Annotated in this window: 30 protein-coding genes and 1 other annotated feature; of the genes, 10 read left to right on the plus strand and 20 right to left on the minus strand. The window is 39.3% G+C overall.

What is annotated here, in order from left to right; all coding sequences use genetic code 11:
- Positions 1-100: 100 nt before the first annotated feature.
- The 9 genes from ACY3XC_RS02095 to ACY3XC_RS02135 all read right to left on the minus strand — a co-directional run bounded on the left by ACY3XC_RS02095 (position 101) and on the right by ACY3XC_RS02135 (position 8031).
- Positions 101-1405: a pyrimidine-nucleoside phosphorylase gene (locus tag ACY3XC_RS02095; protein WP_464867083.1), complete on the minus strand. Its 1305-nt coding sequence runs from the start codon at positions 1403-1405 to the stop codon at positions 101-103.
- Positions 1406-1427: 22 nt separating this feature from the next.
- On the minus strand, positions 1428-2249 hold the full coding sequence (locus ACY3XC_RS02100) for a purine-nucleoside phosphorylase (RefSeq protein ID WP_179156997.1): 822 nt from the start codon (positions 2247-2249) through the stop codon (positions 1428-1430).
- Between the two features lie 13 nt (positions 2250-2262).
- Positions 2263-3447 (minus strand): phosphopentomutase, encoded by a 1185-nt coding sequence (deoB, locus tag ACY3XC_RS02105; RefSeq protein ID WP_464867084.1) that lies wholly within the window; start codon positions 3445-3447, stop codon positions 2263-2265.
- Between the two features lie 209 nt (positions 3448-3656).
- Positions 3657-4550, minus strand: a complete 894-nt coding sequence (xerD, locus tag ACY3XC_RS02110; RefSeq protein ID WP_464867085.1) for a site-specific tyrosine recombinase XerD — start codon at positions 4548-4550, stop codon at positions 3657-3659.
- A 6-nt stretch (positions 4551-4556) separates the two neighbouring features.
- Positions 4557-4784: a YqzK family protein gene (locus ACY3XC_RS02115; protein ID WP_179157000.1), complete on the minus strand. Its 228-nt coding sequence runs from the start codon at positions 4782-4784 to the stop codon at positions 4557-4559.
- Between the two features lie 150 nt (positions 4785-4934).
- Positions 4935-5399 carry a ferric iron uptake transcriptional regulator gene (fur, locus tag ACY3XC_RS02120; protein WP_464867086.1) on the minus strand — a complete coding sequence of 155 codons (465 nt, stop codon included), beginning with the start codon at positions 5397-5399 and terminating at the stop codon, positions 4935-4937.
- Between the two features lie 110 nt (positions 5400-5509).
- Positions 5510-6154 (minus strand): stage II sporulation protein M, encoded by a 645-nt coding sequence (gene spoIIM / locus ACY3XC_RS02125; RefSeq protein ID WP_464867087.1) that lies wholly within the window; start codon positions 6152-6154, stop codon positions 5510-5512.
- A gap of 162 nt (positions 6155-6316) precedes the next feature.
- Positions 6317-7480: an endonuclease Q family protein gene (locus ACY3XC_RS02130; protein ID WP_464867088.1), complete on the minus strand. Its 1164-nt coding sequence runs from the start codon at positions 7478-7480 to the stop codon at positions 6317-6319.
- The gene (locus tag ACY3XC_RS02135) at positions 7477-8031 is read right to left on the minus strand and encodes an NUDIX hydrolase (protein ID WP_464867089.1); all 555 of its coding nucleotides are present in this window, start codon (positions 8029-8031) and stop codon (positions 7477-7479) included. Before ACY3XC_RS02135 ends, ACY3XC_RS02130 begins: the two co-directional genes overlap by 4 nt.
- 74 nt (positions 8032-8105) lie before the next feature.
- Between ACY3XC_RS02135 and mciZ the strand changes: the two genes are divergently transcribed.
- Together mciZ and ACY3XC_RS02145 are read left to right on the plus strand one after the other, a co-directional pair.
- A complete protein-coding gene (mciZ, locus tag ACY3XC_RS02140) occupies positions 8106-8237 on the plus strand; it encodes a Z-ring formation inhibitor MciZ (RefSeq protein WP_464867090.1) in 132 nt (43 codons plus the stop codon).
- 62 nt (positions 8238-8299) lie between these two features.
- A complete protein-coding gene (locus tag ACY3XC_RS02145) occupies positions 8300-9211 on the plus strand; it encodes an aldo/keto reductase (RefSeq protein ID WP_464867091.1) in 912 nt (303 codons plus the stop codon).
- A gap of 21 nt (positions 9212-9232) precedes the next feature.
- Here ACY3XC_RS02145 and ACY3XC_RS02150 read toward each other — a convergent pair whose 3' ends face one another.
- From ACY3XC_RS02150 to ACY3XC_RS02165, 4 genes are all read right to left on the minus strand, one after another.
- Positions 9233-9487, minus strand: a complete 255-nt coding sequence (locus ACY3XC_RS02150; protein ID WP_464867092.1) for a YqkE family protein — start codon at positions 9485-9487, stop codon at positions 9233-9235.
- Positions 9488-9628: 141 nt separating this feature from the next.
- Positions 9629-10285: a 3-oxoacid CoA-transferase subunit B gene (locus tag ACY3XC_RS02155; protein ID WP_464867093.1), complete on the minus strand. Its 657-nt coding sequence runs from the start codon at positions 10283-10285 to the stop codon at positions 9629-9631.
- A 23-nt stretch (positions 10286-10308) separates the two neighbouring features.
- Positions 10309-10998, minus strand: coding sequence for a CoA transferase subunit A (locus ACY3XC_RS02160; RefSeq protein ID WP_179157009.1), 690 nt, complete (start codon positions 10996-10998; stop codon positions 10309-10311).
- 29 nt (positions 10999-11027) lie between these two features.
- Positions 11028-12215, minus strand: coding sequence for an acetyl-CoA C-acetyltransferase (locus ACY3XC_RS02165; RefSeq protein ID WP_464867094.1), 1188 nt, complete (start codon positions 12213-12215; stop codon positions 11028-11030).
- A gap of 279 nt (positions 12216-12494) precedes the next feature.
- Between ACY3XC_RS02165 and ACY3XC_RS02170 the strand changes: the two genes are divergently transcribed.
- Complete coding sequence (locus ACY3XC_RS02170) at positions 12495-12635, plus strand: hypothetical protein (RefSeq protein ID WP_179157011.1); 141 nt, start codon at positions 12495-12497, stop codon at positions 12633-12635.
- 107 nt (positions 12636-12742) lie between these two features.
- Positions 12743-13654, plus strand: a complete 912-nt coding sequence (locus ACY3XC_RS02175; RefSeq protein ID WP_464867095.1) for an alpha/beta hydrolase — start codon at positions 12743-12745, stop codon at positions 13652-13654.
- Between the two features lie 437 nt (positions 13655-14091).
- On the opposite strand, the gene ACY3XC_RS02180 is transcribed toward ACY3XC_RS02175, so the two are convergent.
- On the minus strand, positions 14092-14424 hold the full coding sequence (locus tag ACY3XC_RS02180; protein WP_464867096.1) for an iron-sulfur cluster biosynthesis family protein: 333 nt from the start codon (positions 14422-14424) through the stop codon (positions 14092-14094).
- A 133-nt stretch (positions 14425-14557) separates the two neighbouring features.
- On the opposite strand from ACY3XC_RS02180, the gene ACY3XC_RS02185 reads away from it, so the two are divergent.
- On the plus strand, positions 14558-14764 hold the full coding sequence (locus tag ACY3XC_RS02185) for a CDGSH iron-sulfur domain-containing protein (protein ID WP_179157015.1): 207 nt from the start codon (positions 14558-14560) through the stop codon (positions 14762-14764).
- Between the two features lie 62 nt (positions 14765-14826).
- Here the strand turns inward: ACY3XC_RS02185 and ACY3XC_RS02190 are convergent, their stop codons facing one another.
- Both ACY3XC_RS02190 and ACY3XC_RS02195 read right to left on the minus strand, forming a co-directional pair.
- Positions 14827-15321: a DinB family protein gene (locus tag ACY3XC_RS02190; protein WP_464867097.1), complete on the minus strand. Its 495-nt coding sequence runs from the start codon at positions 15319-15321 to the stop codon at positions 14827-14829.
- A gap of 80 nt (positions 15322-15401) precedes the next feature.
- Complete coding sequence (locus ACY3XC_RS02195) at positions 15402-16595, minus strand: FAD-dependent monooxygenase (RefSeq protein ID WP_464867098.1); 1194 nt, start codon at positions 16593-16595, stop codon at positions 15402-15404.
- A 212-nt stretch (positions 16596-16807) separates the two neighbouring features.
- Between ACY3XC_RS02195 and ACY3XC_RS02200 the strand changes: the two genes are divergently transcribed.
- Both ACY3XC_RS02200 and ACY3XC_RS02205 read left to right on the plus strand, forming a co-directional pair.
- Positions 16808-17758, plus strand: a complete 951-nt coding sequence (locus ACY3XC_RS02200; protein WP_464867099.1) for a fumarylacetoacetate hydrolase family protein — start codon at positions 16808-16810, stop codon at positions 17756-17758.
- 80 nt (positions 17759-17838) lie between these two features.
- Positions 17839-18963, plus strand: a complete 1125-nt coding sequence (locus ACY3XC_RS02205) for a cupin domain-containing protein (protein ID WP_464867100.1) — start codon at positions 17839-17841, stop codon at positions 18961-18963.
- A gap of 58 nt (positions 18964-19021) precedes the next feature.
- Here ACY3XC_RS02205 and ACY3XC_RS02210 read toward each other — a convergent pair whose 3' ends face one another.
- On the minus strand, positions 19022-19357 hold the full coding sequence (locus tag ACY3XC_RS02210) for a YolD-like family protein (RefSeq protein ID WP_179157020.1): 336 nt from the start codon (positions 19355-19357) through the stop codon (positions 19022-19024).
- 57 nt (positions 19358-19414) lie between these two features.
- Positions 19415-20674 (minus strand): Y-family DNA polymerase, encoded by a 1260-nt coding sequence (locus tag ACY3XC_RS02215; RefSeq protein WP_464867101.1) that lies wholly within the window; start codon positions 20672-20674, stop codon positions 19415-19417.
- Positions 20675-20837: 163 nt separating this feature from the next.
- Between ACY3XC_RS02215 and ACY3XC_RS02220 the strand changes: the two genes are divergently transcribed.
- Positions 20838-21032 carry a YqzH family protein gene (locus ACY3XC_RS02220; protein ID WP_464867102.1) on the plus strand — a complete coding sequence of 65 codons (195 nt, stop codon included), beginning with the start codon at positions 20838-20840 and terminating at the stop codon, positions 21030-21032.
- Between the two features lie 41 nt (positions 21033-21073).
- On the opposite strand, the gene ACY3XC_RS02225 is transcribed toward ACY3XC_RS02220, so the two are convergent.
- Positions 21074-21871 carry an SDR family NAD(P)-dependent oxidoreductase gene (locus tag ACY3XC_RS02225; RefSeq protein WP_464867103.1) on the minus strand — a complete coding sequence of 266 codons (798 nt, stop codon included), beginning with the start codon at positions 21869-21871 and terminating at the stop codon, positions 21074-21076.
- A 9-nt stretch (positions 21872-21880) separates the two neighbouring features.
- Positions 21881-22840, minus strand: a complete 960-nt coding sequence (locus tag ACY3XC_RS02230) for an MBL fold metallo-hydrolase (RefSeq protein WP_464867104.1) — start codon at positions 22838-22840, stop codon at positions 21881-21883.
- A 196-nt stretch (positions 22841-23036) separates the two neighbouring features.
- Positions 23037-23262: a binding site (T-box leader), on the plus strand.
- Here ACY3XC_RS02230 and proC point away from each other — a divergent pair.
- Entirely contained in the window at positions 23221-24159 is a 939-nt protein-coding gene (gene proC, locus ACY3XC_RS02235) for a pyrroline-5-carboxylate reductase (RefSeq protein ID WP_464867105.1), read from the plus strand. (Overlaps the previous feature by 42 nt.)
- 53 nt (positions 24160-24212) lie before the next feature.
- On the plus strand, positions 24213-25352 hold the full coding sequence (locus ACY3XC_RS02240) for a glycosyltransferase family 2 protein (protein WP_464867106.1): 1140 nt from the start codon (positions 24213-24215) through the stop codon (positions 25350-25352).
- The last annotated feature ends 14 nt before the right edge of the window (positions 25353-25366 follow it).

Below are 25366 nucleotides of genomic sequence, written 5' to 3' on the forward strand. Positions count from 1 at the left end.
TAGATTCCATTTTTTCCAAATCCACCAACTTTATACAATATTTTCCTTACAATAAAATAAAAAGGCCCAGGATATTTTCCTGGACCTCTACTCATAGGCTCTATTCTGTTATTTCTTCATGAATTAAGATTGGCGCCTCAACTTTTTCAGAAGAAACGATAATATTTTCATAAAGCATTGCTTTTACTTCACTTACATCTTCAAAATTACTGTATATTGTTACTAACGATTCACCTTTTTTTACTTGATCGCCGATTTTCTTTCTTAAAACAAGACCTACAGCTAAATCAATTATGGAATCTTTTGTCGCTCTTCCTGCTCCTAATTTCATTGCAGCTGTTCCTACTTCATCCGCAACAATTTCAGAAACATAACCATCTTCTTTCGCCTCCAGCTCGAATGTAAATTGAGCTTGCGGCATTTTTGAAGGATCATCAACAATTGATGCATCTCCACCTTGTGAGCTCAGGAAGACTTTAAACTTTTCAAGTGCGGAGCCATCTTTAATGACCTGTTCAAGCATCGTGCGTGCTTCTGCTAAAGAACTTGCCTTTTCTGCTAAGTAAACCATGTGACTCCCCAGCGTTAAACAAAGCTCTGTTAAGTCCTCCGGACCTTCACCCTTTAAGGTATCAATCGCTTCCTTCACTTCAAGTGCATTTCCAATCGCAAATCCGAGCGGCTGACTCATGTCAGAAATAACTGCCATCGTTCGTCTTCCAACATTGTTTCCGATACCTACCATTGCTTTCGCCAGTTCTCTTGAGTCATCAATTGTCTTCATGAAGGCACCAGCACCCGTTTTTACATCTAGAACAATGGCATCAGCACCAGCTGCGATTTTTTTGCTCATGATTGAGCCTGCAATTAATGGAATACTATTTACGGTTGCTGTTACATCTCTTAACGCATATAACTTTTTATCAGCAGGTGTTAAGTTACCACTTTGCCCAATTACGGCAATTTTGTTTTTGTTAACTAAATTAATGAATTCCTCGTTCTCGATTTCAACATGAAAGCCTTTTACTGCTTCTAATTTATCAATCGTTCCTCCGGTGTGTCCTAAACCGCGCCCTGACATTTTTGCAACCGGTACATCTAGCGCTGCAACAAGCGGGCCAAGTACAAGTGTTGTTGTATCCCCTACTCCGCCAGTTGAATGCTTATCTACTTTAATCCCTTCGATTTGTGATAAATCAATTTGATCACCAGATTCAACCATTGCCATCGTTAAATCCGCTCTTTCTTTTTCTGTCATCCCTTGAAAAAAGATTGCCATCGTTAGAGCACTAACCTGATAATCTGGTATAGAACCATCTGTGTAACCATTGATAATATATTTTATTTCTTCTGTAGTTAGTTCAAGTCCATCTCTTTTTTTCTCAATTAAGTCAACCATTCTCATACTAATCACCACTTTTACAAGATTATTTAGCTATGCTTTTAACAATTTCTTTTATATATAATAGAAAATTAGCTTTTACTCTTTCTGTTGTTTCAATAACTTCTTCATGTGATAAAGGCTGGTCTAGAATACCTGCAGCCATATTCGTAATACAAGAAATTCCAAGGACCTTCATCCCGCCATGGCGGGCAACAATCACTTCAGGTACTGTTGACATACCAACAGCGTCTCCTCCTAGTGTTCTAACCATTCTAATTTCTGCTGGAGTTTCATAGACTGGTCCCGAAAATCCGAAATATACGCCTTCTTTTATATTAATATTTAAGCGGGCAGCAATCTCTTTCGCTGCATTCCGCAATTCTTTTGTATAGGCTTCTGACATATCAGGGAATCGGGGACCAAATTTTGAATCATTTGGACCTATTAAAGGATTAGCACCTGTAAAATTAATATGATCACTAATAATCATAAGATCTCCCGCTTCGAAGCTTTCATTAACACCGCCCGCAGCATTCGTTACGATTAACATGTCCACACCTAATTCTTTCATCACTCGTACAGGGAAGGTTACTTTGTCCATACCGTACCCTTCATAAAAATGGAAACGACCTTGCATCGCAACCACTTCTACACCCTCTAATATTCCAAAAACAAGCTGTCCGGCATGACCTTCAACAGTTGAAATTGGAAAATCAGGTATCTCATTGTATGGTATCTTAACAGGATTCTCAATTTCATCAGCTAGAACACCAAGACCAGAGCCTAAGATAAGTCCGATTTTTGGTGTATTTGAATATTTCTCTTTTAAAAAGTCTGCTGCATTTTGAATTTTTTCGATATTCATATTCATACCCCTTTTATTTTAGTTCATTTAAAAAGCTTTTTCCGAAGTTAGGCATTTTCACTTTAAAGTTATCTGCAACTGTTGCCCCAATATCAGCGAAGGTTTCACGAATAGGAAGTTCTTTGCCTTCTGCCATTTTCTTTGAATAAACAATTAATGGTACATATTCACGTGTGTGATCCGTTCCTGGTGCTACTGGATCATTTCCGTGGTCCGCTGTAATGATTAATAGATCATCATCTTTTAACTTAGCAAACACTTCTGGTAATCGGGCATCATATTCTTCAAGTGCTTTTCCATAGCCTTCTGGATCGCGGCGATGTCCATAAAGTGCATCAAAATCAACTAAATTTAAGAAGCTCATACCCGTAAAATCCATATCCAGTGTTTGTACTAGCTTATCCATACCATCCATATTAGAAATTGTTCTTAGAGACTGGGTAACTCCTTCTCCATCATAAATATCTGAGATTTTCCCGATCGCAATTACATCTAAACCTGCATCTTTCATCTCACTCATAACCGTTCTATCAAATGGTTTTAATGCATAGTCATGACGATTAGCTGTTCTCTTAAATTTGCCTGGTTCACCCAAGAATGGACGAGCAATAACACGGCCGACCATGTATTTTTCATCAAGGGTTAACTCGCGTGCGATTTTACATATTTTATATTGCTCCTCAATTGGAACAATTTCTTCATGTGCTGCAATTTGGAGTACAGAATCTGCAGAAGTATAGACAATCAATGCTCCCGTTTTCATATGCTCTTCCCCAAGCTCATCAAGAATTTCTGTTCCACTAGCAGGTTTATTGCCAATTATCTTTCTTCCCGTACGTTCTTCCAAATCGGAAAGAAGTTCTTCAGGGAAACCATCAGGGAATACTCGGAAAGGTGTTTGGATATTCAATCCCATAATCTCCCAGTGCCCTGTCATGGTGTCCTTTCCGTTAGAGGCCTCCATCATTTTAGTATAGTAGGCCAAGGGCTTTTCAGTTTTTTCAATCCCCTTGATTTCTCGAATATTACTTAAACCTAATTTTCCCATGTTGGGCATAATGAGACCGTTCATTCTTTCAGCAATATGCCCAAGGGTATCTGCACCTAGATCACCGAACTTTTCTGCGTCAGGTGATTCACCAATCCCAACAGAGTCCATCACAATTAAAAATATTCGTTTATATGTATTTAATGCCATTCTAGTCTTCCTCCTTTTTCTAAAATAACCTTGCTCATTAATAAAAATAGATTACCCTTATTAAAATAGGATTATTTACACTCTTAAAAAATTAACGTCAGAAGTCTGACCTCTATATTTTACTAAACTCTAGTAAAATTACAAGAAAAAGCTGCACATAAATATGGCAGCTTTCCGACATTTTAAGTTCTTATGAAACTAGAATCCTATTAAGCCCTTGGGTGGAATTTACTATATACATCCTTTAACCTCGTCTTCGAGAACTGCGTGTAAATTTGCGTAGTAGAAATATCAGCATGTCCCAGCATTTCTTGGACTGCTTTAATATCTGCACCATTTTGTAAAAGATGTGTCGCAAATGAATGACGGAGTGTATGCGGTGTTAACTCATTCTTAATGCCAGCATCATTTGCAAGTTTTTTTAAAATCTTCCAAAATCCTTGACGCGATAGCCGCTTTCCATGGTGGTTTAGAAATAATGAATCTTCCGTACGATTCTCCAGTAGAAAATTTGGTCTTCCATACTCAAGGTACCTTTTTAATGCTACTGCTGCTGGTCCTCCAACAGGGATAATTCGCTCTTTATTGCTTTTTCCGATGACAGAGACGAAACCCATTGTTAAATTAACATGTTCTACATCAATATGAATAAGTTCACTGACACGAATACCTGTAGCATAAAGGATCTCTAGCATTGCCTTATCCCTTAATGCAAAATTCCCTTGTCCATTAGATATATCTAAAAGTTTTTCTACTTCCTCTAAACTTAAAACTTTCGGTATTGACCTTTCTGACTTAGGAATCTCAATAAAGATTGATGGATCCTGATTCGCAGCATGTGTACGTAATAAAAATTGATGGAAAGCGCGTATGGAAGCCACATGCCTAGCCAAGGTTTTCGGAGATTTCCCTTGCTCCTTTAAAAAATTTAAGAATTGAACTATATGAACCCTCTGTACATGATTTAAAGTTTCAATTGCTTCAACGTTTATTAAGTAGCGAAGATAGTTTTTCAAATCTCGTTCATATGATAGCAGCGTATTCTTTGCCACCCTCTTATCTACCAGTAAAAACTGCATAAAACTTTTCAAATATTCATCCATTGAATACTACTCCCCATTTAAGTAAAACAAAATCAGCCGATCCAGCCAGAAAGGATTCTCATCCTTATTTAGTGTGGAAACCTTTAATGCAGAGCCTTCTGGTGAATCATAACGATGGTAATTTTGGTACTCCTCATTTACCCACATAATACCATAATAAAAGAGTATCGTGCACCCGGTGAATATGATAAAAACCTTTAAGGTTTGTAGTACTACTTTAATAAAAGAGAACATTTACCTTCCCCCAAACAATCATCCTAGTAAAAGATATGCCAATTTGTCCACCTTTTATACCTAAAGGTAGTGTTTTGGCGAATATATTTTATGAGAGTTGGGAAAGAGAAATGAAAAAAGCCCCTTTTAATTAAAAAGGACCTTTGATTATTATTCTGCTTTTTCTTCTGCTTTTCCTTTATCTAGGCACCGATAGCAAATACCATGAAATGTGAGACGGTGGTCTTTAATCTTAAAATTCCATCTGCGTTCCACCACTGCCTCCACATCTTCAAGCAGGTCTTCTTGAATTTCATCAACTGCTCCACATTCAATACAAACAAGATGATGATGAAAATGTGCTGCCCCTTCTTGGCGAAGGTCATAACGGGAAACTCCATCACCAAAGTTAATTTTATCTACAATTTTCAATTCAGTTAATAGCTCAAGTGTACGATAAACAGTTGCCAATCCAATTTCAGGCGACTTTTCTTTAACGAGGAGGTATACATCTTCTGCACTTAAATGATCCTCTTCATGCTCTAACAAAACCCGAACGGTTGCTTCACGTTGAGGTGTTAGCTTATAACTTGACGAATGCAAATGCTTTTTAATTCTCTCAATTCTAGTTTCCATACCGAAGTCCCTCCCTCGCCGCTGCTATTCTCATTATAACAGATGAGAAAGAGGTGTCAAAATAAAATTATTATAAACAACAGATTATATTTATTATTAGCTGATAATCTCTATAAATCAAGTGATCCCATCATTGTTTTCATCAGCCATGGTGATACATAAGCCTCTACTCCTGAGGCAGCAGAAATAAGAACTACAGCAACTATGAAGGTGAGAATATAGTTTTTAAAAAATGGTAAGATCGGTTGTCCTGATGTCTTAAAGAATTGTTTTTTAATCATTCTCAATGAGAATATTACCGATAAAGCAGCCATCAAAATGAAAACGGGAATGATAATCAAATTTTGTGGGAGAATGGATACAAATGCAAGTAAAAATCCCTTCAATCCCAATTGACTAACGAGGAAACCAACTGTAAAACCTACCACTAGACCTTTAATAAATAATAGAATGAGAATCACCGGCAGTCCAATAATCGAAATTCCCAGTATCCAAATGAGCCCAATGAACTTGCTGTTATGGAGAAAACTTTGGGCAAATAAATCATTATTTTCTGCAACTTTCCCATTAAGAATTTGACCAAAAAATTGTGATAAGTAATAAAATAAATCTTCCTTTTGGGTAATGCTCATGCTATTCACAACAATTGCTCCGAAGATTACACCCATTAAAAATAATATGACAATAAATAAAAAAATTGAGGAATGCTCACGGAAATAACTAGCGGCATCGTTCTGGTAAAATCGTTTCTTCATATGCAGTCCCTCCTATTTCTCCTAATCAGTTATTACATTTTATGCCTTTCTAGTATTTCTATGACGATAAATTAGTAGATTTTCATTTTTAAAAGAGGGCGTAAAAATCAAAAACCTGGCAGATTTAGTATCTCTGCCAGGTTTTTTAATAGAAATATTAAATTAGTCTGCAATTTTGCCGTATTTTCCTCCGCCGCCTGCCGCTAAAGTAACTTTACCTTCTCTTGCTTTCATGATTAATTCAGCAATTTTTGGTGGAACCACCTCATTTAATGCTTGTGACGGTACTTCATGCAAAATTGCCATTTCAGAACCAAAATGATTCACGAGTTTTTCGAGTAATTTTGGTCCTAGTCCCGGAATAAAATCTAGCGGGACTTGATGGACATAGGGAGGACGCCCTTCTGGACTCTTTTCAGCAGTCTTTAACTCCAGAATTCGGTCAGCTACACCTTTAATGATTTTTTTGTTACCGCATTGAGTACAAATTTGGTCGTCCTCACTAGCTGGATGTAAACATTCTGCACAGACAGTTTTGTGATATTTACCAAGGAGCGGGTCTAATCCGTAATTCGCTAGAATATGTCGTCCGTCCTCTTTCCTTAAGGCCATTCCTAATTCTTTAAATGATGGTTCCTTCATCGATATCACCTGATATTCGCGGGCAATTTTCGCTAAGGAGTGCGCGTCGGAATTAGTCACAAAAGTATAGTTGTGTAATTCTTTTATCTGGTCTGCCATCATGGTATTAGAACTCAAACCAAGCTCAATCCCATCAATCAGGTCTGGATCGAATACTTCTGTTAACGATGTATTGACACCTTTACCATATAGACTTTTAAAAGGAGTAAACACATGTGCAGGAATAAAGATTCCTCCTAATTCTTTAACCTTTTTTTGCAAATCGAGACCTGATGCGTAAATCCGCTGTGAACTCAACTGGACATTTTTCAAGTGCCCAGACAGCCAATTAGAGAACTCCCTCATAATAGAAATTGTAGGAAAATACACAAGAACATGTATCGGACCATTGCATTGTTCGTCATAGATTTCTAACTCGGAACCGGGGATTATCGTTAAATCACCGAATGCTAAGCCTCCATCTGGATGTTCAAATATGTCTCCACTCGAAACAAGGCTTTCCATTTCAAGGATTACTTCTGGTGAATGGCTGTCAATAATTCCAATCATATTCAGACCTTTTTCATGCCTTGCATGCTCGATAATATTAGTAAACGTTAATGATTTCGCACCTGTTATCTTTACAGGCTTACCAGTCCAGGTTCTTCCAATATGAATATGTAAATCTACATAATAGCGGTTCATTTTTTTACTAATGCCTCTTGCAGCTGTAAATATTGAACGGCATAGGCGGTTTTAGCATCATAAATTTTTTGTTCCTTTATATACTGAATGGCTTCATCCAGTGTTAATTCCTCAATGTTCACAAATTCATCTTCATCAAGTGCTGCTGCATTTTCTTTCTTCGTTAATCCTTCGGCAACATATAAATGAACAATCTCATCTGCAAATCCAGGTGATGTATAGAATGAGACGAGCAGCTCTAGACTTTCACATTCATACCCTGTCTCTTCCTCTAACTCCCGACGGGCACAAAGAGCAGGTTCTTCGCCTTGTTCTAACTTTCCTGCTGGTATTTCAACAATCGTCCGCTCAAGTGCTTTACGAAATTGCTCTACCATAACAATTTTTTTATCGTCGGTGATAGCCAAAATAGCGACAGCACCTGGGTGTTTAATTATCTCTCTTTTTGACTGCTTTCCATTTGGAAGCTCAACATCCTGAAGGTGAAGACTTATGACTTTACCTGAAAAAATTTCTTCGCTATGTATTGTCTTTTCAATAAGATTACTCATCTATATCAGCTCCTGTTCTATTTCGTTACTAGCTGCTCATACATTTTACCATACATTATTTGGAGGGGTATGGGATGAAGGTATACGTGCATGAAAAGGGAATTATTCTTGTTGGTAAGGGATGGGAAATTGTTCAAAAGCTAAAGGAATACAATAAGGATTATTCCACAGTTGCTGAATGGGCTGCAAAAATCGCTCCAAAATAGCCTTTCCATTTGTAGTCTTCCCCGGACTTTATTAAAATTATAGAAAGGACGGGGTGATACTTTTGAAAAAGAGAAAACTGGGAAACTCAGATTTATGGGTTACGGAATTAGGCTTAGGCTGTATGTCGATTGGCGTAAAGGAGAAAGCAGCTAGAGAGATTATCGAGGCTGCATTGGAAGAGGGAATAAATTATTTTGACACTGCAGATTTATATGATTTTGGTGAAAATGAAAAAATCGTTGGGACAGCTTTAAAGGAAGTTCGTGATAAAGTAATTATTGCAACAAAGGTTGGAAACCGTTGGAAATCCGACAAATCAGGCTGGTCTTGGGATCCGTCCAAATCGTACATTAAGGAAGCAGTCAAACAAAGCTTGAAACGACTTGGCACCGATTATATTGACCTATACCAGCTGCACGGCGGGACAATTGAGGATCGGATTGATGATGTGATAGAGGCTTTTGAAGAATTAAAGGCGGAGGGACTTATTCGCTATTATGGAATCTCCTCCATACGCCCAAATGTCATTCGTGAGTATGTAAAGAAGTCTTATATTGTTTCTGTGATGATGCAATATAGTATTTTGGACCGCCGTGCAGAGGAGGAAGCTTTGCCATTTCTGGATGAGCATGGAGTGAGTGCAGTAACCCGTGGTCCTCTCGCAAAAGGACTTCTAACCGATAAAATGCTCAAAAAGGTGTCACAGAAAGGATATCAAGACTATAGTCAGGAAGAGCTTCTTCATGTCTTACCTGCCCTAAAGGACAAGCTGGCAGGTGACCGCTCATTTACTGAAATAGCGCTTCAATACAATTTGGCACAACCTGCTGTTGCCTCGGTCATTGCCGGAGCCAGTAGTCCAGAACAAGTAAGAGCTAATTCCCACGCTATTAATAGCCAGTCTTTAACAGAAGATGAAATAGCTCTGATAAAAACATTTTCTAAGGCAGCATTTTATAAAGAACATCGTTAAATAGGAGACCGATTTGGTCTCCTATTTAAATTCCTTCCAGTTCATGCCGCTCTCGTTGAGCAGCTCTTCGAAAGATTTATTTTTCTCTTTTAAACGGCGTTCTTCTCGTTTCCGTTGCTCTTCTGCTTCTTGCTTACGCTCTTCCGCTGCCTTGAGCTGGTCCTGCTGTTCTTTTAACTGTTTGATTAATTCCGGATTGATCATATCTTTAAGCGTTACCGCTGTTTCTTCTTTTTTTGGTTTAGATTGATTTTTTTGTTTCGATTTCTTTTTCATCCTAAACTCCCCCATGTTTCATGATTTCATATGTATTATAGCATTATAATTGAAAGGCTGTGTTAAATTGGGCTGTTGATTTGTATTAACACAGCCAATAGAAAAAACAGGCTGTTATGATTAACAGCCTGCTGGACTTTCCTAATAAGCTTCGAGAACTACGTTTTCATCTACTGCCAAGGAAGCTTCTGTTGAGTTTACAACATCGTCAACTGTATACCCTGAGGCAACTTCAACAAGCCTTAATCCTGATTGAGTTACATCCATTACCGCCCGTTCGGTGATAATTCGATGAACGACACCTTTTCCGGTTAACGGCAGTGTGCATTCTTTTAATATTTTTGATTCGCCGCGCTTGTTGACATGCTCCATAATGACAATGATTTTCTGAGCTCCATGGACAAGATCCATCGCACCGCCCATTCCCTTAATCATTTTACCAGGTATCATCCAGTTTGCGAGGTCTCCTTTCTCAGAAACCTCCATGCCTCCTAGGATAGCCAAATTGATGTGTCCGCCGCGAATCATCGCAAATGATTCAGCACTATCGAAATAAGATGCCCCGCTAATCGCTGTAACCGTTTCTTTTCCGGCATTGATTAAATCAGGGTCAACTTCTTCAACAGTTGGATAAGGACCAATTCCAAGTAATCCATTCTCCGATTGCAGAACAACCTGCTTATTTTCGGATATAAAATTAGCTACCAGCGTTGGCATCCCAATTCCTAAGTTCACATAAAAACCGTCTTCGATTTCTTTCTCTGCCCTTATTGCAATTCTCTCTCTAACTGAGACCATTGGTACTTTCTCCTTCCAGCAATCTATTTTGTAACTGTCATTCGCTCAATCCTTTTTTCCTGCTTGCCTTCTATTATCATCTGAACGTAAACACTCGGTGTGTGAATAAAGTTCGGATCAAGTTCCCCGATTTCACAGAGTGTTTCCACTTCAGCAATCGTTACCTTTCCGGCTGCAGCAATCATTGGATTAAAGTTTCTTGCTGTTTTGTGATAAACGAGATTTCCCATCTTGTCGCCCTTCCACGCCCGAACAAGGCTGAAATCAGCAGTCAACGCCTCCTCTAGCAGATACTCTCTACCATTAAAGACCTTTGTTTCCTTACCATCTGCAATCGGTGTTCCTACCCCTGCAGGAGTATAGAATGCCGGAATTCCCGCACCGCCTGCTCTTATTTTTTCCGCTAACGTGCCTTGTGGTGTCAGTTCTACTTCAAGCTCGCCTGCTAAAACCTGTCTCTCAAACTCTTTATTCTCTCCTACGTAGGATCCTATCATTTTCTTAATCTGTTTATTTTTCAAAAGCGGCCCAAGGCCCCAATCATCAATTCCGCAGTTATTCGAAATGACAGTTAAATCCTTTACTCCTTTATCTACCAACGCTAAGATTAGATTTTCAGGAATTCCGCACAAACCAAAACCGCCGACCATCAACGTGGCTCCATCTTGTATATCCGCGACCGCTTCCTGGAAGGATGTACTAATTTTCTTCATCGTGCTTGTTCTCCCCTCATTTTTAAGCTTTACGCTAGCTCAACGATCGTTGCTACCCCTTGACCGCCGCCAATACAAAGTGTTGCCAATCCCTTTTGTGCGTTTCTCCGTTTCATTTCATGAATCAGCGTTACAAGAATTCTTGCACCGCTTGCGCCAATTGGGTGACCTAGTGCAATCGCACCGCCATTAACATTTAATATTTCTTTATTAAAATGAAGTTCACGGTCAACAGCCAGTGATTGGGCAGCAAATGCCTCATTCGCTTCAATTAACTCGAGCTCTTCCATAGCAATAGACGTTTTTTCCAGAACCTTTTTTACCGCTGGAACTGGACCGATTCCCATAATGCTTGGATCAACACCAGCACTTGCATTTCCTTTAATCACTACTAATGGCTTTATCCCTAGTTCGTCCGCTTTTTTCCTGCTCATCACAACTAAAATTGCTGCTCCATCATTGATTCCGGATGCATTTCCAGCTGTTACACTGCCATCTTTTTTGAAGGCTGGACGTAATCCGGCAAGTTTTTCGGCTGTGCTGCCCTTTTTCGGATACTCATCCGTATCAAAAACAATTGGATCTCCTTTACGCTGAGGAATGACAACAGGGACAATCTCATCTTTAAACTTACCTTCCTCAATTGCCTTAACAGCTTTCTCTTGACTCCATGCAGAGAATTGATCCTGCTCTTCCCTCGTAATGGAATATTTTTCTGCCAAGTTTTCAGCTGTAATTCCCATATGATATTGATTAAAAACACAAGTCAATCCGTCGCTAGTCATAGTATCTATTAATTTTTGATCACCCATTTTAAAGCCTTCACGGGCATTTTTTAATATGTAAGGAGCTTGGTTCATGTTCTCCATTCCACCAGCAACAACAATTTCAGCATCCCCTGCTAGAATTGCCTGAGTCGCCAGGTGAACAGCCTTTAATCCTGATCCGCAGACTTTATTGATTGTCATTGAGGAAACACTTTCAGGTATTCCTGCTCTGATAGCAGCTTGTCTTGCAGGGTTTTGACCAAGACCAGCCTGCAGCACATTTCCTAAAATAACTTCGTCCACTTGTTCTGGTTTTATGCCTGCTTGTTCGAGTGCTCCCTTGATAACAGTTGCCCCTAATTCAGGTGCTGATACATTTTTTAAACTTCCGTTAAAACTTCCTAATGCTGTACGTACTGCGCTAACAATTACTACTTCTGTTTGGCTCATTTTTTACCTCTCCTTTTATGTATTATTACCTTATACTATTTCGAGCCCGGACACAGAAAATCCTCTTATTTTGTCAAAATTTCATTTATTTTTGATTTTTTAGAATTTAATACCTCTAGAAATGAAATCTTTCTTCCTTCCTCCCTCCTCGATAGAGGCAGATTGAAAGCGGCTATTTCAAGCCTCTTGCCCAACCGTTATAGTTTTTTTACATGAATAATCAAGCTCCCATATAAGCACCTTATTAAATGAAACCACTTCGAAGGGAGTCTGACGATTATGAGCCAAAAACGAGATAAAGGATTCAGCCAAAAAGGTAAGGATTACGCCGAATCTGCAGGTACAGGAAAGCGAATGATTTCTGCCGAGGAAATAGAAAAAGCAATTCATCCTACTAAGAGACAAAATGCTGAGCAATAATTAATATTCATTAAGCCGCTAAATGGAGTTAGCGGCTTTTCCTATGTTAAAATAAAAGCCAATGTTACCAAATAATTACTATTTGAGGACCTTTTGGAGGTGTATTTGTGAGAAAAGCGTTACGAGCTCTTTTACTTTCATTCTTATTTACATTTTCTTTAGGTTTTTATTTTACTAATCGGCTTATGTATATGAAGAAGAAGGATGAGCAATTTATTGTACAGCGAGAACAGGAAGCGGGGAGATTCATTCCCGAACATTTCGAGTCACTTGCTAAACGCGAGGTTATCATTGAGTCACCCTTCGGCTATCCTATAAAAGCTCTGCTGGTTGAGCCGCACGAGTCCAATCGCTATGTGATTATCTCCCATGGTGTGACAGAAACAAAAATTAATTCAATAAAATATATGAATCTTTTTTTAGAGCGAGGATTTAATGCCATCATTTACGACCATCGGCGCCACGGAGAGTCTGGGGGAAAAACAACCAGCTTTGGTCACTATGAAAAGTTTGATTTAAAAGCCGTTATTGATTGGCTGAAAAAGGAGAAGGGACCGACTCTTACACTCGGTATCCATGGTGAATCAATGGGAGCGGCTACGATGCTGTTGTATGCTGGAATGCTTGAGGATGGTGCTGATTTTTATATTGCAGACTGCCCGTTCTCTGACCTGAAAGAGCAGCTTTCTTATCAACTCAAAAAAGAATACAAGATGATTCCTTCGCTGTTAATTCCGATTGCAGATTTTATTTTACGCTTTCGTGAAAAATATTCGATCCGTCATGTCTCACCCATCTCAGTTATTGAAAATATTAAACATCCTATTCTTTTTATTCACAGCGAAAACGATGATTTTATTCTTCCAGCCATGACGAAGGAATTATATGAGAAAAAGCAAGGTCCAAAAATGCTTTATCTCGCTGCAAAGGGCCGCCATGCTCAGTCTTTTAACGAAAATCCTGATGATTATCGCAGAGTCATTGATAAATTTTTGTCTAAATACGTTGAGAATGCATAAACACATGATAGAATTTCTTTTTATCTGCGTTTCGAAAAAGCAGACTGCCCAAGTGGGTTAGGGTTCCGTTTCGAGGTAATTTTCTTAAAAGATGTCTTGTCCTTAATCGAGTACCCAGCAAAAATAAAACATAAGCGGAGATTTTCCGGTTATATGCAGAATGAAGCTCGTTTTGGGGTAAATAAGGGGAGGTTTTCCGCTTATTCAAAGAAAAATCTCCCATTTTCGAATTTCTCGAGCCAATAGGCGGAATCTCTCCGTCTATTTAAGCCTTTTTTAATAATAAAAACGAATTAAGCGGAATTTTTCCGCCTATTTATTAGCGCTGCTTTAACCTTATCCCCCAACTGATAAAAGACTTATTCCAAATTCACACGTCAATTCTTGTGTCTTTTAAATAAGAAAGCACCCGAAAACGGAACCCTTTACCAAGTGGGTCAGTCTGCTTTTTCTGTCACAACAAAACTCATGTATCCGTTTAAGATTTGCTGTGGACTTTTTAGTTGAAAGGTATTACTTGCAATTGAAAAATCAATTGTCATCTTTTCATCAAAGAAAACTGTTTTTGACTTTTCTATATAAATGTTTCGTCCATTTGTCTCGAACGTAATATCGTCAGCATCAAGTTCCGGTACAAACCACAAGGCGATTACACCGTTTACGGCACATCCGCAATCCTCTGTGTCATACTTTAGTTTCAAATAGCCTTCACGGCCATTAATTCGTTTATTAAGTTTCTCAGTTGCTGCAGCAGTTATCATAATCACCATGTTTAAAACTCCCCCCCGTTGACATACGATGATTGTAACATAATTTTTTATTGCAGCTATTGTTTTTGATTACTTGCGTTTCCTCACTATTCAATATATTCTGAAAATAATACTTTTAAAGGAGTGTCAGGAGATGTCGAAGATTCAAATTAAAGTAAATGATAATGGTTCACTGCGGATTACTGGTGAGGTGGAATTGCTGGATGGAGCTGGAAATGTAATGGAAACAAAGCCTGCCTTTTCTCTTTGCCGTTGCGGGCTTTCCAACAACAAACCTTTTTGCGATGGTTCTCATAAAGGGAAATTTGACTCTCAAGTGCGAGTTGTAAAAGAGGATTAATGCAAACAACAGAAAAGGACTTCCTCAAAGGAGTCCTTTTTTTGAGTACTATATTTTTCAACTTACTGAACTTTTTCTAAATGACGAACGAGTTGCCCGTAATGACCCGTTACATGCTTAACGATTAAATGGTCGACTAAAAATGATAAAGGTTTTCCGTCAAAGTTTGGATTATAGCTTGGTGCTGTTTTTACTAAATCCTCTTCTTCCACTTTTACAAGAGCTTTCTCTACTTTCGGGACTAAGTTTTGTAGCGCAGTGATGGCATCCTCTTTCTTAATTCGAAATACAACGTTTTCATCTACAGCGGCTAACCGACGTACATGTTCGTGATTACGTCCCCATTTTGCTCCTGGAACCACTAGTAGTGCTTCCAAATCATAAACCCAAAAATCTACAGCTTCTAAAACATGAGAAACTATTTGCATTGCGGACCATTCTGTTTCAGATGGTTTCACATAAAGTGCAGCCTCATCCGTTTTTTTCAAAACCGTTGTAATATCATCTATACTCTTTTTAAATACTTCTAATTTTTCATTCAGTACTGCCGTTGCCAACGTTTACGTCCTCCTTCAATTCACTTAAAACAAAAATTTAAAAAATGCGTTAGAGCCAGCTCTAACGCGTTTTATTTTAATTAGCAATTTACACGTTCATAATTTTTCTTGAAATAACCATATAGGAAATCAACAACATTGTAATCCGTTGGTTTGTGATGTTCGAAAATAAAGTTACGAAGTGCTAGTGCAGTTGGATCCTCAGCATGAATAATTTCTCCCCATCTGCGAGCTGATCCTTGTACCATTGCAGAACGTGGAATTCGAATATCTTGGTATGCTTTAAATGCTTCCTCGTAGGTTTTATGTTCTTTTAACTTCTCACCTAATACAAATGCATCCTCGAGTGCTTGAACGCCGCCTTGGGCTAAATATTGAAGCATGGCATGACCAGAATCTCCTAATAGCGTAATGTTGCCATTTGTCCAATTGTCGATTGGTTCACGGTCATACATCTGCCAACGGAATTGTCGGTTAATGTAAGTTAAAGCGTTCTCAACTTTTGGATGACAATTTTCAAAACGGCTTGTCATTTCTTCTGGAGTTCCCCAGTCTTCTACATTAGCATCATATGATTTAAATACTACTACTTGGTTGTAAAGCTCTCCACGTCGAACTGGGTATTGCACCATGTGCAAGTTTGGTCCAATCCACATGATAACATCATCTAAGTCTAAATTTGCAGTACTAGCCACTTCTTCGATTGGAATCGTTCCACGGTAAGCTACATATGCAGAGTTTACTGGATTATCATCAACTAGCTGCTTACGCATGTTTGATTTTACCCCATCCGCACCAATAACTGCTTCTGCACTATACGTTTCACCATTTTGGTTAACAATTGTTACCGTATCACCATTTTGTTCTGCCGTTTGAATCATTTGGTTTGTAAAGAATTTGATATTACTGCTTTTTTGACATGCTTCATAAAGAACTCTGTGTAAGTCAGAGCGATGCAATACGATATAGGGCTGACCGAATTCTTTTTGGAAACCTTCCCCTAAATCAAGAGTTGCTAATTCTTTTGCTGTATATACATCTTTTAGTACCAGACGTTTTGGTACTACCGCATGCTTTAAGATTTCTTCCTTTACACCTAAACGGTCTAAAACTTCTAACGCATTTGGTGCTAACTGGATCCCTGCACCTACTTCACCAAATTCAGGTGCTTGCTCAAAAACTGCTACTGATTTACCTGTTTCTTGAATTGATAGTGCTGCTGCTAAACCACCGATTCCTCCACCTACTATAATGATGTCGCTTACATTAGTCATTGACATTTCCCCCTTGATCAAGTTATCGACTTCCACAAATAGAGAACTTAGTTAACCGATAAGAAAACCTTAAATCATTTTTCAGTGTTTCGTCAACAAAAAAATTACCCTTTTCTGAAAATAAATAATATTGACAATCCTTTTGAAATCTTTTAATATTTTTTATAAATAGTGAACTAATTTCATAATTAGTGAAATCAAGGAGGACAACCATGAAACTTATTAATTTTACTGTCGCTGGACACACACGTGCAGGGGCAATCGTTGATAACAAAGTAATCGACTTAAACTATGCTTACCAAGCACAGTTAAAAGCAGAAGGAAAGTACCGATACGAAGCAATTGCAAAAGCATATGTACCAGAAAATACAGATGAGTTATACCAAGGTGGTAAAGAATCGCTGGAACTAGCTCAAAATGCAATCGATTTCATTCTTGCTAATCCTGAAAGCTTCGATAAAAAAGCAATTTACACACTCGAGGAAGTTAAGGTAGAAGCACCTGTTCAAAAACCAGGAAAAATTATTTGTGTGGGTCACAACTACCGTGAGCACATTTTAGAAATGGGCCGCGCGCTCCCATCGGACCCAGTTATTTTCGCGAAATTTGCTAATACCATTTTAGGGCCTGAGGACGATATTCCACACTATCCAATTTCTGACCAGCTTGACTATGAAGCAGAGTTTACTTTTGTTGTTGGCAAACAGGCACGCAATGTTGCAGAAGAAGATGCATTAGATTATGTAGCAGGTTATACCATTACAAATGACGTAACTTATCGTGACATTCAACGACGCACTCTTCAATGGTTACAAGGAAAAACAGTAGACGGCAGTGCACCAATGGGACCATATTTAGTAACTTCTGATGAATTACAAAATCCATCCGGCTTAGATGTTGTACTTAAAGTAAATGGGGAAGTCCGTCAAAAAACGAATACTGCTAATCTAGTATTCTCCGTTCAAAAATTAGTATCTTTCTTATCAAATCTAATGACACTAGAGCCTGGAGATGTTGTATTAACAGGAACTCCTGGGGGGGTTGGGGTTGCTATGAATCCTCCGCAATTCTTAAAAGATGGAGACGTAGTTCGAATTGAGATTGACCAAATTGGTGCACTTGAAAATAAAGTAAAGGCAACAGAAGCGGCAGTCACTGTTTAATTAGGTATTGTAAGGGGTCAAGCAGCAATACGCTGCTCCCCTTTTTTCTATAAATTTTCAATAGTAAAGGGGAATGTGAAATGGCTGAAGTAAATCCAGAAGTTCAAGAGTTTATGAAAAGCTCCGTTGTAACCGATTACACGAGAGATATTCAACAATACAACTTAGGTCCACTTTGGGAAGCAATTCCTGCAATTATGCACAAAAATCCAAAGCCTCAAGCACAAGCTTATCTTTGGAGCAGTGAATTACTGAAAAAGAAAATGAATGAAGCAGCTCAAATCTTCACACCAGAACGCGGCGGTGAACGTCGTGCAATCTATTTCCAAAATCCTGGCTTAACTTATCGTGAACCTTGGGGATGGGGATCTACTACTCAAACGATTTATGCAGCTATTCAAATGTTATTACCAGGTGAAAAAGCTCCCTCTCACCGTCACTCACAAAGTGCATTGCGCTTTATTTCTGAAGGCACGGGTGCATACACGATTGTACAGGGTCAGCGTGTTTTCATGGAAGAAGGCGACTTTTTAATTACTCCGAAGGGCTTATGGCATGGGCATGAACATTTAGGTACAGAGCCTATGTATTGGATGGATGCTTTAGATATTCCTACTCTTTACGCAATCGGCGGTACCTTCTTTGAACCTTATGAAGAAGGTTTACAGCAGCCAGATATTCCAGATAACTTTTCAGAGATTCGTTATCAAGGCGGCATGGTTCGCCCTGTTGGTGATGATAAATTCACCGTTGCTCCACTTGCTAATTATAAATGGGATCGTACGGTAGAAGGAATTAAAGGCTTGATGGAATTTGATCCAAATCCACACCATGGATTTGCAGTCGAGTACATTAACCCAACTACAGGTAAATCGGCTAACCCAACGCTTGGCACTAGAATGCAGCATTTACCAGCAGGTTTCCAAACAAAAGCATTACGCCATACACACTCAACTGTTTACCAAGTACACAAAGGTGAAGGTTTCACCGTAATCAACGGCGTTCGCTTCGATTGGAAACAAGGCGATTACTTCGTCGTTCCAAACTGGGCCTGGTATGAACACTCTGCATCAGAAAACTCTTACCTCTTCTCTGTCAATGATTTACCAATTATGAACCGTTTCGACTTAGAACAGGAGCAATCATTTGAAGAAAATAACGGCCGCCAAAAAATTACTGGTGAATTTAAGGCGGACTTCCGTTAATAGTTTGGGTAACTTCAAAAAAGAGCGGATCTTAAATGGATCAGCTCTTTTCTAATATTTACACATCCGTAATCCTTATATCCGCAATGGCTGCAATCGGAATGCGGTGTACTTCTTCAAAGTGATCGACGATATGAAGCCTTTGTGTCATTTCGTCCCAATAATGAATTTTTCCTATAACAAGTTCATAATTTCGATTTCGAAAATGAGTAATGGTTACGAATTGGTCGAATTCGATTGCTTCAGATAAGGTAGCATTCATGAGTTCGAGCTGTTGCTCATCCATTTCTTTCTGCTCTTCATACTGATCTTCTTTTACCCAATCCCTGAGCAATTTAACATGCTCGGGAAGCATCATTGAAACCCATTTGATTCTTCCGCGGTCGCGAATCATTCGATCCCTCCTCTCTCGTTGTCCAGCTCCAGTGCCTAGGGGCTTACGCTTTTCTATTTATCCCTTATGTCCTCCAACAAGTGTGGCCCGGTGCCTAGCTGTTCCGGCAGCTGTATAGGAAACAGCCCGCAGCAGGGAACCTGAACCAAAGCGTCTGCGGACAGAATCAACCACATAGCCAAGCTCCCGCCGCTTATACGCACCCATATCAAAAAGATCGAGCTGAAACTCGCGGTCATCAACGATATTTCCGATACTAATGGCAATTTGCCTTACTGTCTTTCCTGTGTAATGTTCGTGGAATAACTCGAGACAAACACGGTAAAGATCCATGGTTACATTTGTCGGCTGCTTGATAGTTCTTGAGCGATGAAAGCCGCCGCCAAGTTCGTCTTGACTATAGCCAACACTCAGGCTGACTGTCCTCCCGGCTTTGCGGCGAGATCTCGCTCTTCGGGCTACTTCTTCACACATTTCTAAAATCACATGCTTTATTTCTTCCTCCTCTTTATAATCTCTTAAAAGAATTTGACTTTTTCCAAAGCTGATTTGCCCCTCAATCAGGGGTGCTCCCAAGTCTGAAAGGTCTACTCCCCAGGCATGATGATAAAGCTGATTGCCCATGATTCCAAATTTCTTTTCCAGTGCTTCTAAATCATATCGAGCCAGCTGACCAACTGTGAAAATGCCCATCCCATTTAATGTTTTTTCGACACGCCGGCCGATTCCCCACATCTCTCTTAGCGGAGAAACATTCCAAAGCTTGTTCTGGACATCCTCATACTTCCATTCGGCGATTCCATGCTTCTTTGCTTCAAGATCGAGGCAAAGCTTTGACAATAACATATTAGGACCAATTCCAACTGCACAGGGAAGTTGGAATTCACGTTCAATATCATCCTTTATTTTGGCTGCAACCGTAAAGGCGTCTCCCCACAAATGCAGTACTCCATCCACTTTGATAAAACTTTCATCAACGCTATACGTATGGATGGCTTCCTTTGGTACATAACGATTAAATAGACGGGTAATTTCAGTAGAAATACGCAAATAAGTTGCCATTTTCGGCTCGACGATTTGAATTCGCGGATCATCGGGAATCTCAAATAACCTAGAACCTGTTTTAATTCCAAATTCTTTCTTCATACGAGGGGAAGCAGCAAGCACAACACTTCCATTCCGCTCTTTGTTACCGGCCACAGCTAGATAGCAAGTCAAGGGATTAAGGCCAAGCATGACAGCGGAACAGCTTGCATAAAAGCTCTTCATGTCAACACATAAAATTTGATTGTGCGGTAACGTGCTGTAATCCACCATGACTTTCCTCCATTATCATTTTTCGAACACCTGTTCCTTTTATTATATACTTATCTTAAGCGAATATACGTTCTTATTCAATGGAAATTTTTTGACAGGTTTCTTGGTTATGGTTATTTTTCTAGAGGCAAAAACGGTATAATGGTGAGTGAGGTGCACGTACATGGAGAAAAAATTGATAATCAAAATGATAAAAAATTGCTTTAAACAATATTATTCCGAAGTGGATTCGCTGCCAATGAACAGTGAAGATTTAGAAAAGCTTGCAGACCGAATTATTCAAATAAAAGTCGAACAGCCTGCTGTAGATTTATACGAAGCTGTGAATGATACAGTGTACGAATTTTTAACAGGATGAAAGATTTACTCCACAAAAAAAAACCGCTAAACAGGGCGGTTTTACTTTTTGTTAAATGCTTTTTTGCCAATTGTTTCGAAAAGTCTTGGAAAAAGAACATAAACGATGCTGCCCATGTTCATCCAGCGCGGCAGGTTGATTTCTCTCGTTTTCGTTAACATGCTGTCCACGACTTTCTGTGCAACATATTCTGGCTGCAGCATAAACTTTTGAACATTTTTAACATACGTGCCTTTTTCATCAGCAATGTTAAAAAAGTTTGTTGCAATCGGTCCTGGATTTACAGATGTGACCAGAACATTATAATCACTAAGCTCCATTCTAAGGGAATTGGTATAGCCGAGAACCGCATGCTTGGTAGCCGAATAAACACTTGATTTTGGCGTGGCGATTTTCCCCGCCTGGGATGCGATATTAATAATATGGCCGAAACGGCGTTCACGCATTTTAGGAAGCACCATACTTGTACAGGCCATCAGCCCGACAACATTCACTTCAAACATCCCTTTGATTTCGTCCATGGTTGCCTCATATGCTTCACGGAAAACACCGAAACCTGCATTATTCACAAGAATATCAATATGGTCAATTTTCGCTGTTATTTCGCTGAAAACTTCCCTCACTTTGTCGGTATCAGAGACGTCTAACTGATGGACATCCACCCTAACTTGATGCTTTTGCTGCAATTCCGTTTGCAGCAGCCTTAACTTTTCTATGCTTCTTGCAAGTAAGATAAGGTTGGCACCACTTGCAGCACAAAGCTTGGCAATTTCAGCACCTATTCCCCCAGATGCACCAGTAATAACAATATTTTTATCCTTAAGTTGTCCCCTTGCCATACACACACCTCATCTAGCTTGATACAGGACAGGTTGATGGTCCTTACTACTAATCTCGCCGATAGATGCTAAATAGTCAAGTTGTCCCACTGTTTCCGATAAGGTCAAGATCAATTCACGCTTGTACGCAGCAGGAAAAAGAGTTTTGCAAATTTCAAATACGGTTTGCTGCTCTTCTTTCAGCCAATTATTAACCTTCATCGCCCGTTCATGTTGATGAAGAAGTCTTTTTTCAATTAGTTCTCTTAATTGAAAGACTTCCTCCCCATGTCCTGTGTAGACCAACTGAATCGGATAAGACAACAGCTTTTTCATCGAATCATTATGCTGCAGCTGCGGTCTTGGTCTTTCTTTTTTGCCTGGCGCTGGTGTCTCTAAGAGAGGATTGGGTGAAATATGTGCGAGAATCAAATCCCCGCCAATAAGAATTCCATCTCTTTCTCGAAATAGAGCAATTTGACTCTGGGCATGTCCAGGTGTCTCAATGACACTCCATTCCTTTAACCCCGGCGGGACCATTCCTTCAACCAATTCTCCTGTCAATGAACGGTTACAAGAATACCTGAATGACTGTCTTAACGTTGAAAGGGACGGAAAATATTCTTGTGGTAACCCAAATTCAAGAAATAATCCACGAAAAAAATTCTCTTGCTCTTGCAAAAATCCCTCTGTTGGTTTAATCCATCGTTCATTCAGCAGATGACCATATACCTCAATCTTATCAGACAAAAAATCCAGCATCCCAACATGATCCGCATGATGATGGGTAATAATCACCTGCTCAATATCATCCGTGCTTACATGCAAATCAGCCAGCTGTGCTTTGAAAGAATTCCAGGATGCCTTCGTTTTAATGCCCGCATCAACCAGTGTCAGACGATCCCCTTTTATTAAATAAGCATTAACATCCCCGACCTTAAAAGGAGTCGGCATGGTCAATTTCGCAATTCCATCCTTCCATTCTGCCATTCAAAAAACCCCTATCATTATTTTCAAATAGAATGTGAACATTTTTTGACAATTATATATAATGTAAAGTGTAGCGATTTTCCAAGTAAATGTCATTATTTTTGCATATTAAATTTAAAATAAATAAAAAATTCAGAAACTTACCCCTTGACAGACGGACCTTTATCTTGCATAATCACTAGTAAAATTTGATTAATAAATTGCGATGACTAAGACTAGTAAATGAATAATGGCAAAAGAGAGTGAAGTTCACCGGCTGAAAGACTTCACAGCCCTCTTTATCATTGAACCTGCCTTATGAGCACTTAGGTAAACCTAACGTAAATCCGACGTTACCCGGAGTCGAGTGAACCCTTAAAGCATTTTTAGTTTGGGGGTTAATGAAGGTGGTACCACGGAAGCATAGACCTTTCGTCCTTTTTGGACGAGGGGTCTTTTTGTATTTTATTAAGAAGTTGAAGGAGGAAATTTCCATGAAAAAATTAGCATTTATCGGTGCAGGTTCGATGGCTGAGGCATTTATTTCAGGCATTCTTGAAAATAGTTTGATTGATAGAAAAAATGTTTGGGTTACGAACAATTCAAATGCAGAGAGGCTGAAAAAGCTGGGTGATACGTATGGGATTCGTACAACCTACGATTTAAACGAAATGTTTGCAGGCGCTGATATCGTGATATTATCGATGAAGCCTAAGGATGCCGCAACGGCTATTCAATCCATTCGTGAATATCTGAATGAAAAAATGCTGGTGGTTTCAGTTTTAGCCGGAGTCTCCATGAATACGATTGAAACATTAGCGAAATTACCGATTGCCATAGGTAGAGCAATGCCAAATACATCCGCAGCCGTTGGTAAATCAGCTACTGCTGTTGCTGTAAACGAACGGGTTACCCCTCATCAGATTGAATTAATGAAAAATCTTTTTGGAACTGTCGGCTTAACTACTTTTGTTGAAGAAGAGCAGCTAGACGCTGTAACAGGACTCTCAGGCAGCGGACCTGCTTATATTTATTACCTTATTGAAGCGATGGAAAAAAGTGCCGTAGAAGTTGGACTCGATAAGGAAATGGCAAGTGAATTAATCGTACAAACATTAATTGGAGCTGCAGAAATGGTGAAAAACTCGGCAAAATCATCTGAGCAGTTACGAAGGGATGTAACAAGCCCAGGCGGAACAACTGAGGCTGGGGTTAAAGTGCTTGAAGAACATCAAGTTCAGCAGGCGTTCATTTCGTGTATTAAAGCTGCAACGGCGCAATCAAAAAAAATGGGCGCTGCATTAAGTGAACAGCTGGAAGTTACCGAACCAACTTCCTAATTTGTCTCCATTGATTTAAACTAGGATAAAAAAAGGCTAGGAAGTGTTACAAGATGCTAGCGGTATTATTTTCAATGGGTATCCTGGTCTGGACAGTTTTTCTAATCGACGGATTCATAGGTTTACGAAAAATAGAGGCTTTAGAGGCAGAAAAAAGCTTGGAGGATGGGCCTTTATTGTCGGTGATTGTTGCAGCCCGTAATGAAGCCGGGCAAATAAAATCTAGTATCCTCAGCCAATTAGAGCAAACTTACAAAAACGTTGAATGGATACTCGTCAATGATCGGTCAACGGATTCCACAGGGCTTTTAATGGATGAGCTGCAACAGAAAGATCAGCGGATTACAGTTATTCATATAGAAGAATTGCCTGAAGGCTGGCTTGGAAAAAATAACGCCTTATACAAAGGATTCCTTCAGGCTTCTGGAAGATGGCTATTGTTTACTGATGCGGACGTGAAGTTTGATAAAGAGACATTTGCTAAGGCGCTTCATTATTTCGAGAGGCACGAGCTGGACCATTTGACTGCTGCACCAAACTTGAGTGCGAATCCGTTCTGGTTAAAATCTTTTATTGCTTTTTTTATGTTTGGATTTTCCTATTTTAAACGACCTTGGGCTGCCAATAACCCAAAGTCAAAGGTTGGTACTGGAATTGGTGCCTTTAACCTGGTTTCAAAAGAAGCATATCAGAGTTTCGGAACACATGAGAGAGTGAAAATGCGGCCAGATGACGACTTACAGCTTGGAATGAAAATGAAAAAAGAAGGCTATCGTCAAAGGATTGTCACGGCACTAGAGCTGATTGAGGTGGAATGGTACGGGAGTTTACGGGAAGCGTTTGTTGGACTCGAAAAGAATACATTTGCCGGATTACATTACCGGGTTAGCATGGTACTTTTTGCGATTTTCGGTGTCTTTATTACCAATGTTCTTCCTTTTATTACGATATTTTCTTCCGATAAAACCGTAGCCTTATTAAGCTTAGGAAATATTTTATTAAGCGGTATTCATTATCTGCTAGTAATAAAAAAAATGACGATATTTTCACCTTCTATGTTTCTAGTATTACCCGTAACTGCCCTGCTGTTTATCTATTCGATTATTCGGGCAAGCCTTCTAACCTTTAAACGCGGCGGAATCATGTGGAGAGGTACAATATATAAATTAAGCGAGTTAAGAGAGAAAGAGTAAATCACAAATTTTTT

The sequence above is a fragment of the Bacillus sp. CZDM1 genome, from assembly GCF_055502545.1.

Bases quoted from the DNA above. Each gene is read 5' to 3' on its own strand.
- ACY3XC_RS02095 (WP_464867083.1), bottom strand. From the start codon at position 1,405: ATGAGAATGGTTGACTTAATTGAGAAAAAAAGAGATGGACTTGAACTA.
- ACY3XC_RS02100 (WP_179156997.1), bottom strand. From the start codon at position 2,249: ATGAATATCGAAAAAATTCAAAATGCAGCAGACTTTTTAAAAGAGAAA.
- deoB (WP_464867084.1), bottom strand. From the start codon at position 3,447: ATGGCATTAAATACATATAAACGAATATTTTTAATTGTGATGGACTCT.
- xerD (WP_464867085.1), bottom strand. From the start codon at position 4,550: ATGGATGAATATTTGAAAAGTTTTATGCAGTTTTTACTGGTAGATAAG.
- ACY3XC_RS02115 (WP_179157000.1), bottom strand. From the start codon at position 4,784: ATGTTCTCTTTTATTAAAGTAGTACTACAAACCTTAAAGGTTTTTATC.
- fur (WP_464867086.1), bottom strand. From the start codon at position 5,399: ATGGAAACTAGAATTGAGAGAATTAAAAAGCATTTGCATTCGTCAAGT.
- spoIIM (WP_464867087.1), bottom strand. From the start codon at position 6,154: ATGAAGAAACGATTTTACCAGAACGATGCCGCTAGTTATTTCCGTGAG.
- ACY3XC_RS02130 (WP_464867088.1), bottom strand. From the start codon at position 7,480: ATGAACCGCTATTATGTAGATTTACATATTCATATTGGAAGAACCTGG.
- ACY3XC_RS02135 (WP_464867089.1), bottom strand. From the start codon at position 8,031: ATGAGTAATCTTATTGAAAAGACAATACATAGCGAAGAAATTTTTTCA.
- mciZ (WP_464867090.1), top strand. From the start codon at position 8,106: ATGAAGGTATACGTGCATGAAAAGGGAATTATTCTTGTTGGTAAGGGA.
- ACY3XC_RS02150 (WP_464867092.1), bottom strand. From the start codon at position 9,487: ATGAAAAAGAAATCGAAACAAAAAAATCAATCTAAACCAAAAAAAGAA.
- ACY3XC_RS02155 (WP_464867093.1), bottom strand. From the start codon at position 10,285: ATGGTCTCAGTTAGAGAGAGAATTGCAATAAGGGCAGAGAAAGAAATC.
- ACY3XC_RS02160 (WP_179157009.1), bottom strand. From the start codon at position 10,998: ATGAAGAAAATTAGTACATCCTTCCAGGAAGCGGTCGCGGATATACAA.
- ACY3XC_RS02165 (WP_464867094.1), bottom strand. From the start codon at position 12,215: ATGAGCCAAACAGAAGTAGTAATTGTTAGCGCAGTACGTACAGCATTA.
- ACY3XC_RS02170 (WP_179157011.1), top strand. From the start codon at position 12,495: ATGAGCCAAAAACGAGATAAAGGATTCAGCCAAAAAGGTAAGGATTAC.
- ACY3XC_RS02180 (WP_464867096.1), bottom strand. From the start codon at position 14,424: ATGGTGATTATGATAACTGCTGCAGCAACTGAGAAACTTAATAAACGA.
- ACY3XC_RS02185 (WP_179157015.1), top strand. From the start codon at position 14,558: ATGTCGAAGATTCAAATTAAAGTAAATGATAATGGTTCACTGCGGATT.
- ACY3XC_RS02195 (WP_464867098.1), bottom strand. From the start codon at position 16,595: ATGACTAATGTAAGCGACATCATTATAGTAGGTGGAGGAATCGGTGGT.
- ACY3XC_RS02200 (WP_464867099.1), top strand. From the start codon at position 16,808: ATGAAACTTATTAATTTTACTGTCGCTGGACACACACGTGCAGGGGCA.
- ACY3XC_RS02205 (WP_464867100.1), top strand. From the start codon at position 17,839: ATGGCTGAAGTAAATCCAGAAGTTCAAGAGTTTATGAAAAGCTCCGTT.
- ACY3XC_RS02210 (WP_179157020.1), bottom strand. From the start codon at position 19,357: ATGATTCGCGACCGCGGAAGAATCAAATGGGTTTCAATGATGCTTCCC.
- ACY3XC_RS02215 (WP_464867101.1), bottom strand. From the start codon at position 20,674: ATGGTGGATTACAGCACGTTACCGCACAATCAAATTTTATGTGTTGAC.
- ACY3XC_RS02220 (WP_464867102.1), top strand. From the start codon at position 20,838: ATGGAGAAAAAATTGATAATCAAAATGATAAAAAATTGCTTTAAACAA.
- ACY3XC_RS02225 (WP_464867103.1), bottom strand. From the start codon at position 21,871: ATGGCAAGGGGACAACTTAAGGATAAAAATATTGTTATTACTGGTGCA.
- ACY3XC_RS02230 (WP_464867104.1), bottom strand. From the start codon at position 22,840: ATGGCAGAATGGAAGGATGGAATTGCGAAATTGACCATGCCGACTCCT.
- proC (WP_464867105.1), top strand. From the start codon at position 23,221: ATGAAGGTGGTACCACGGAAGCATAGACCTTTCGTCCTTTTTGGACGA.
- ACY3XC_RS02240 (WP_464867106.1), top strand. From the start codon at position 24,213: ATGCTAGCGGTATTATTTTCAATGGGTATCCTGGTCTGGACAGTTTTT.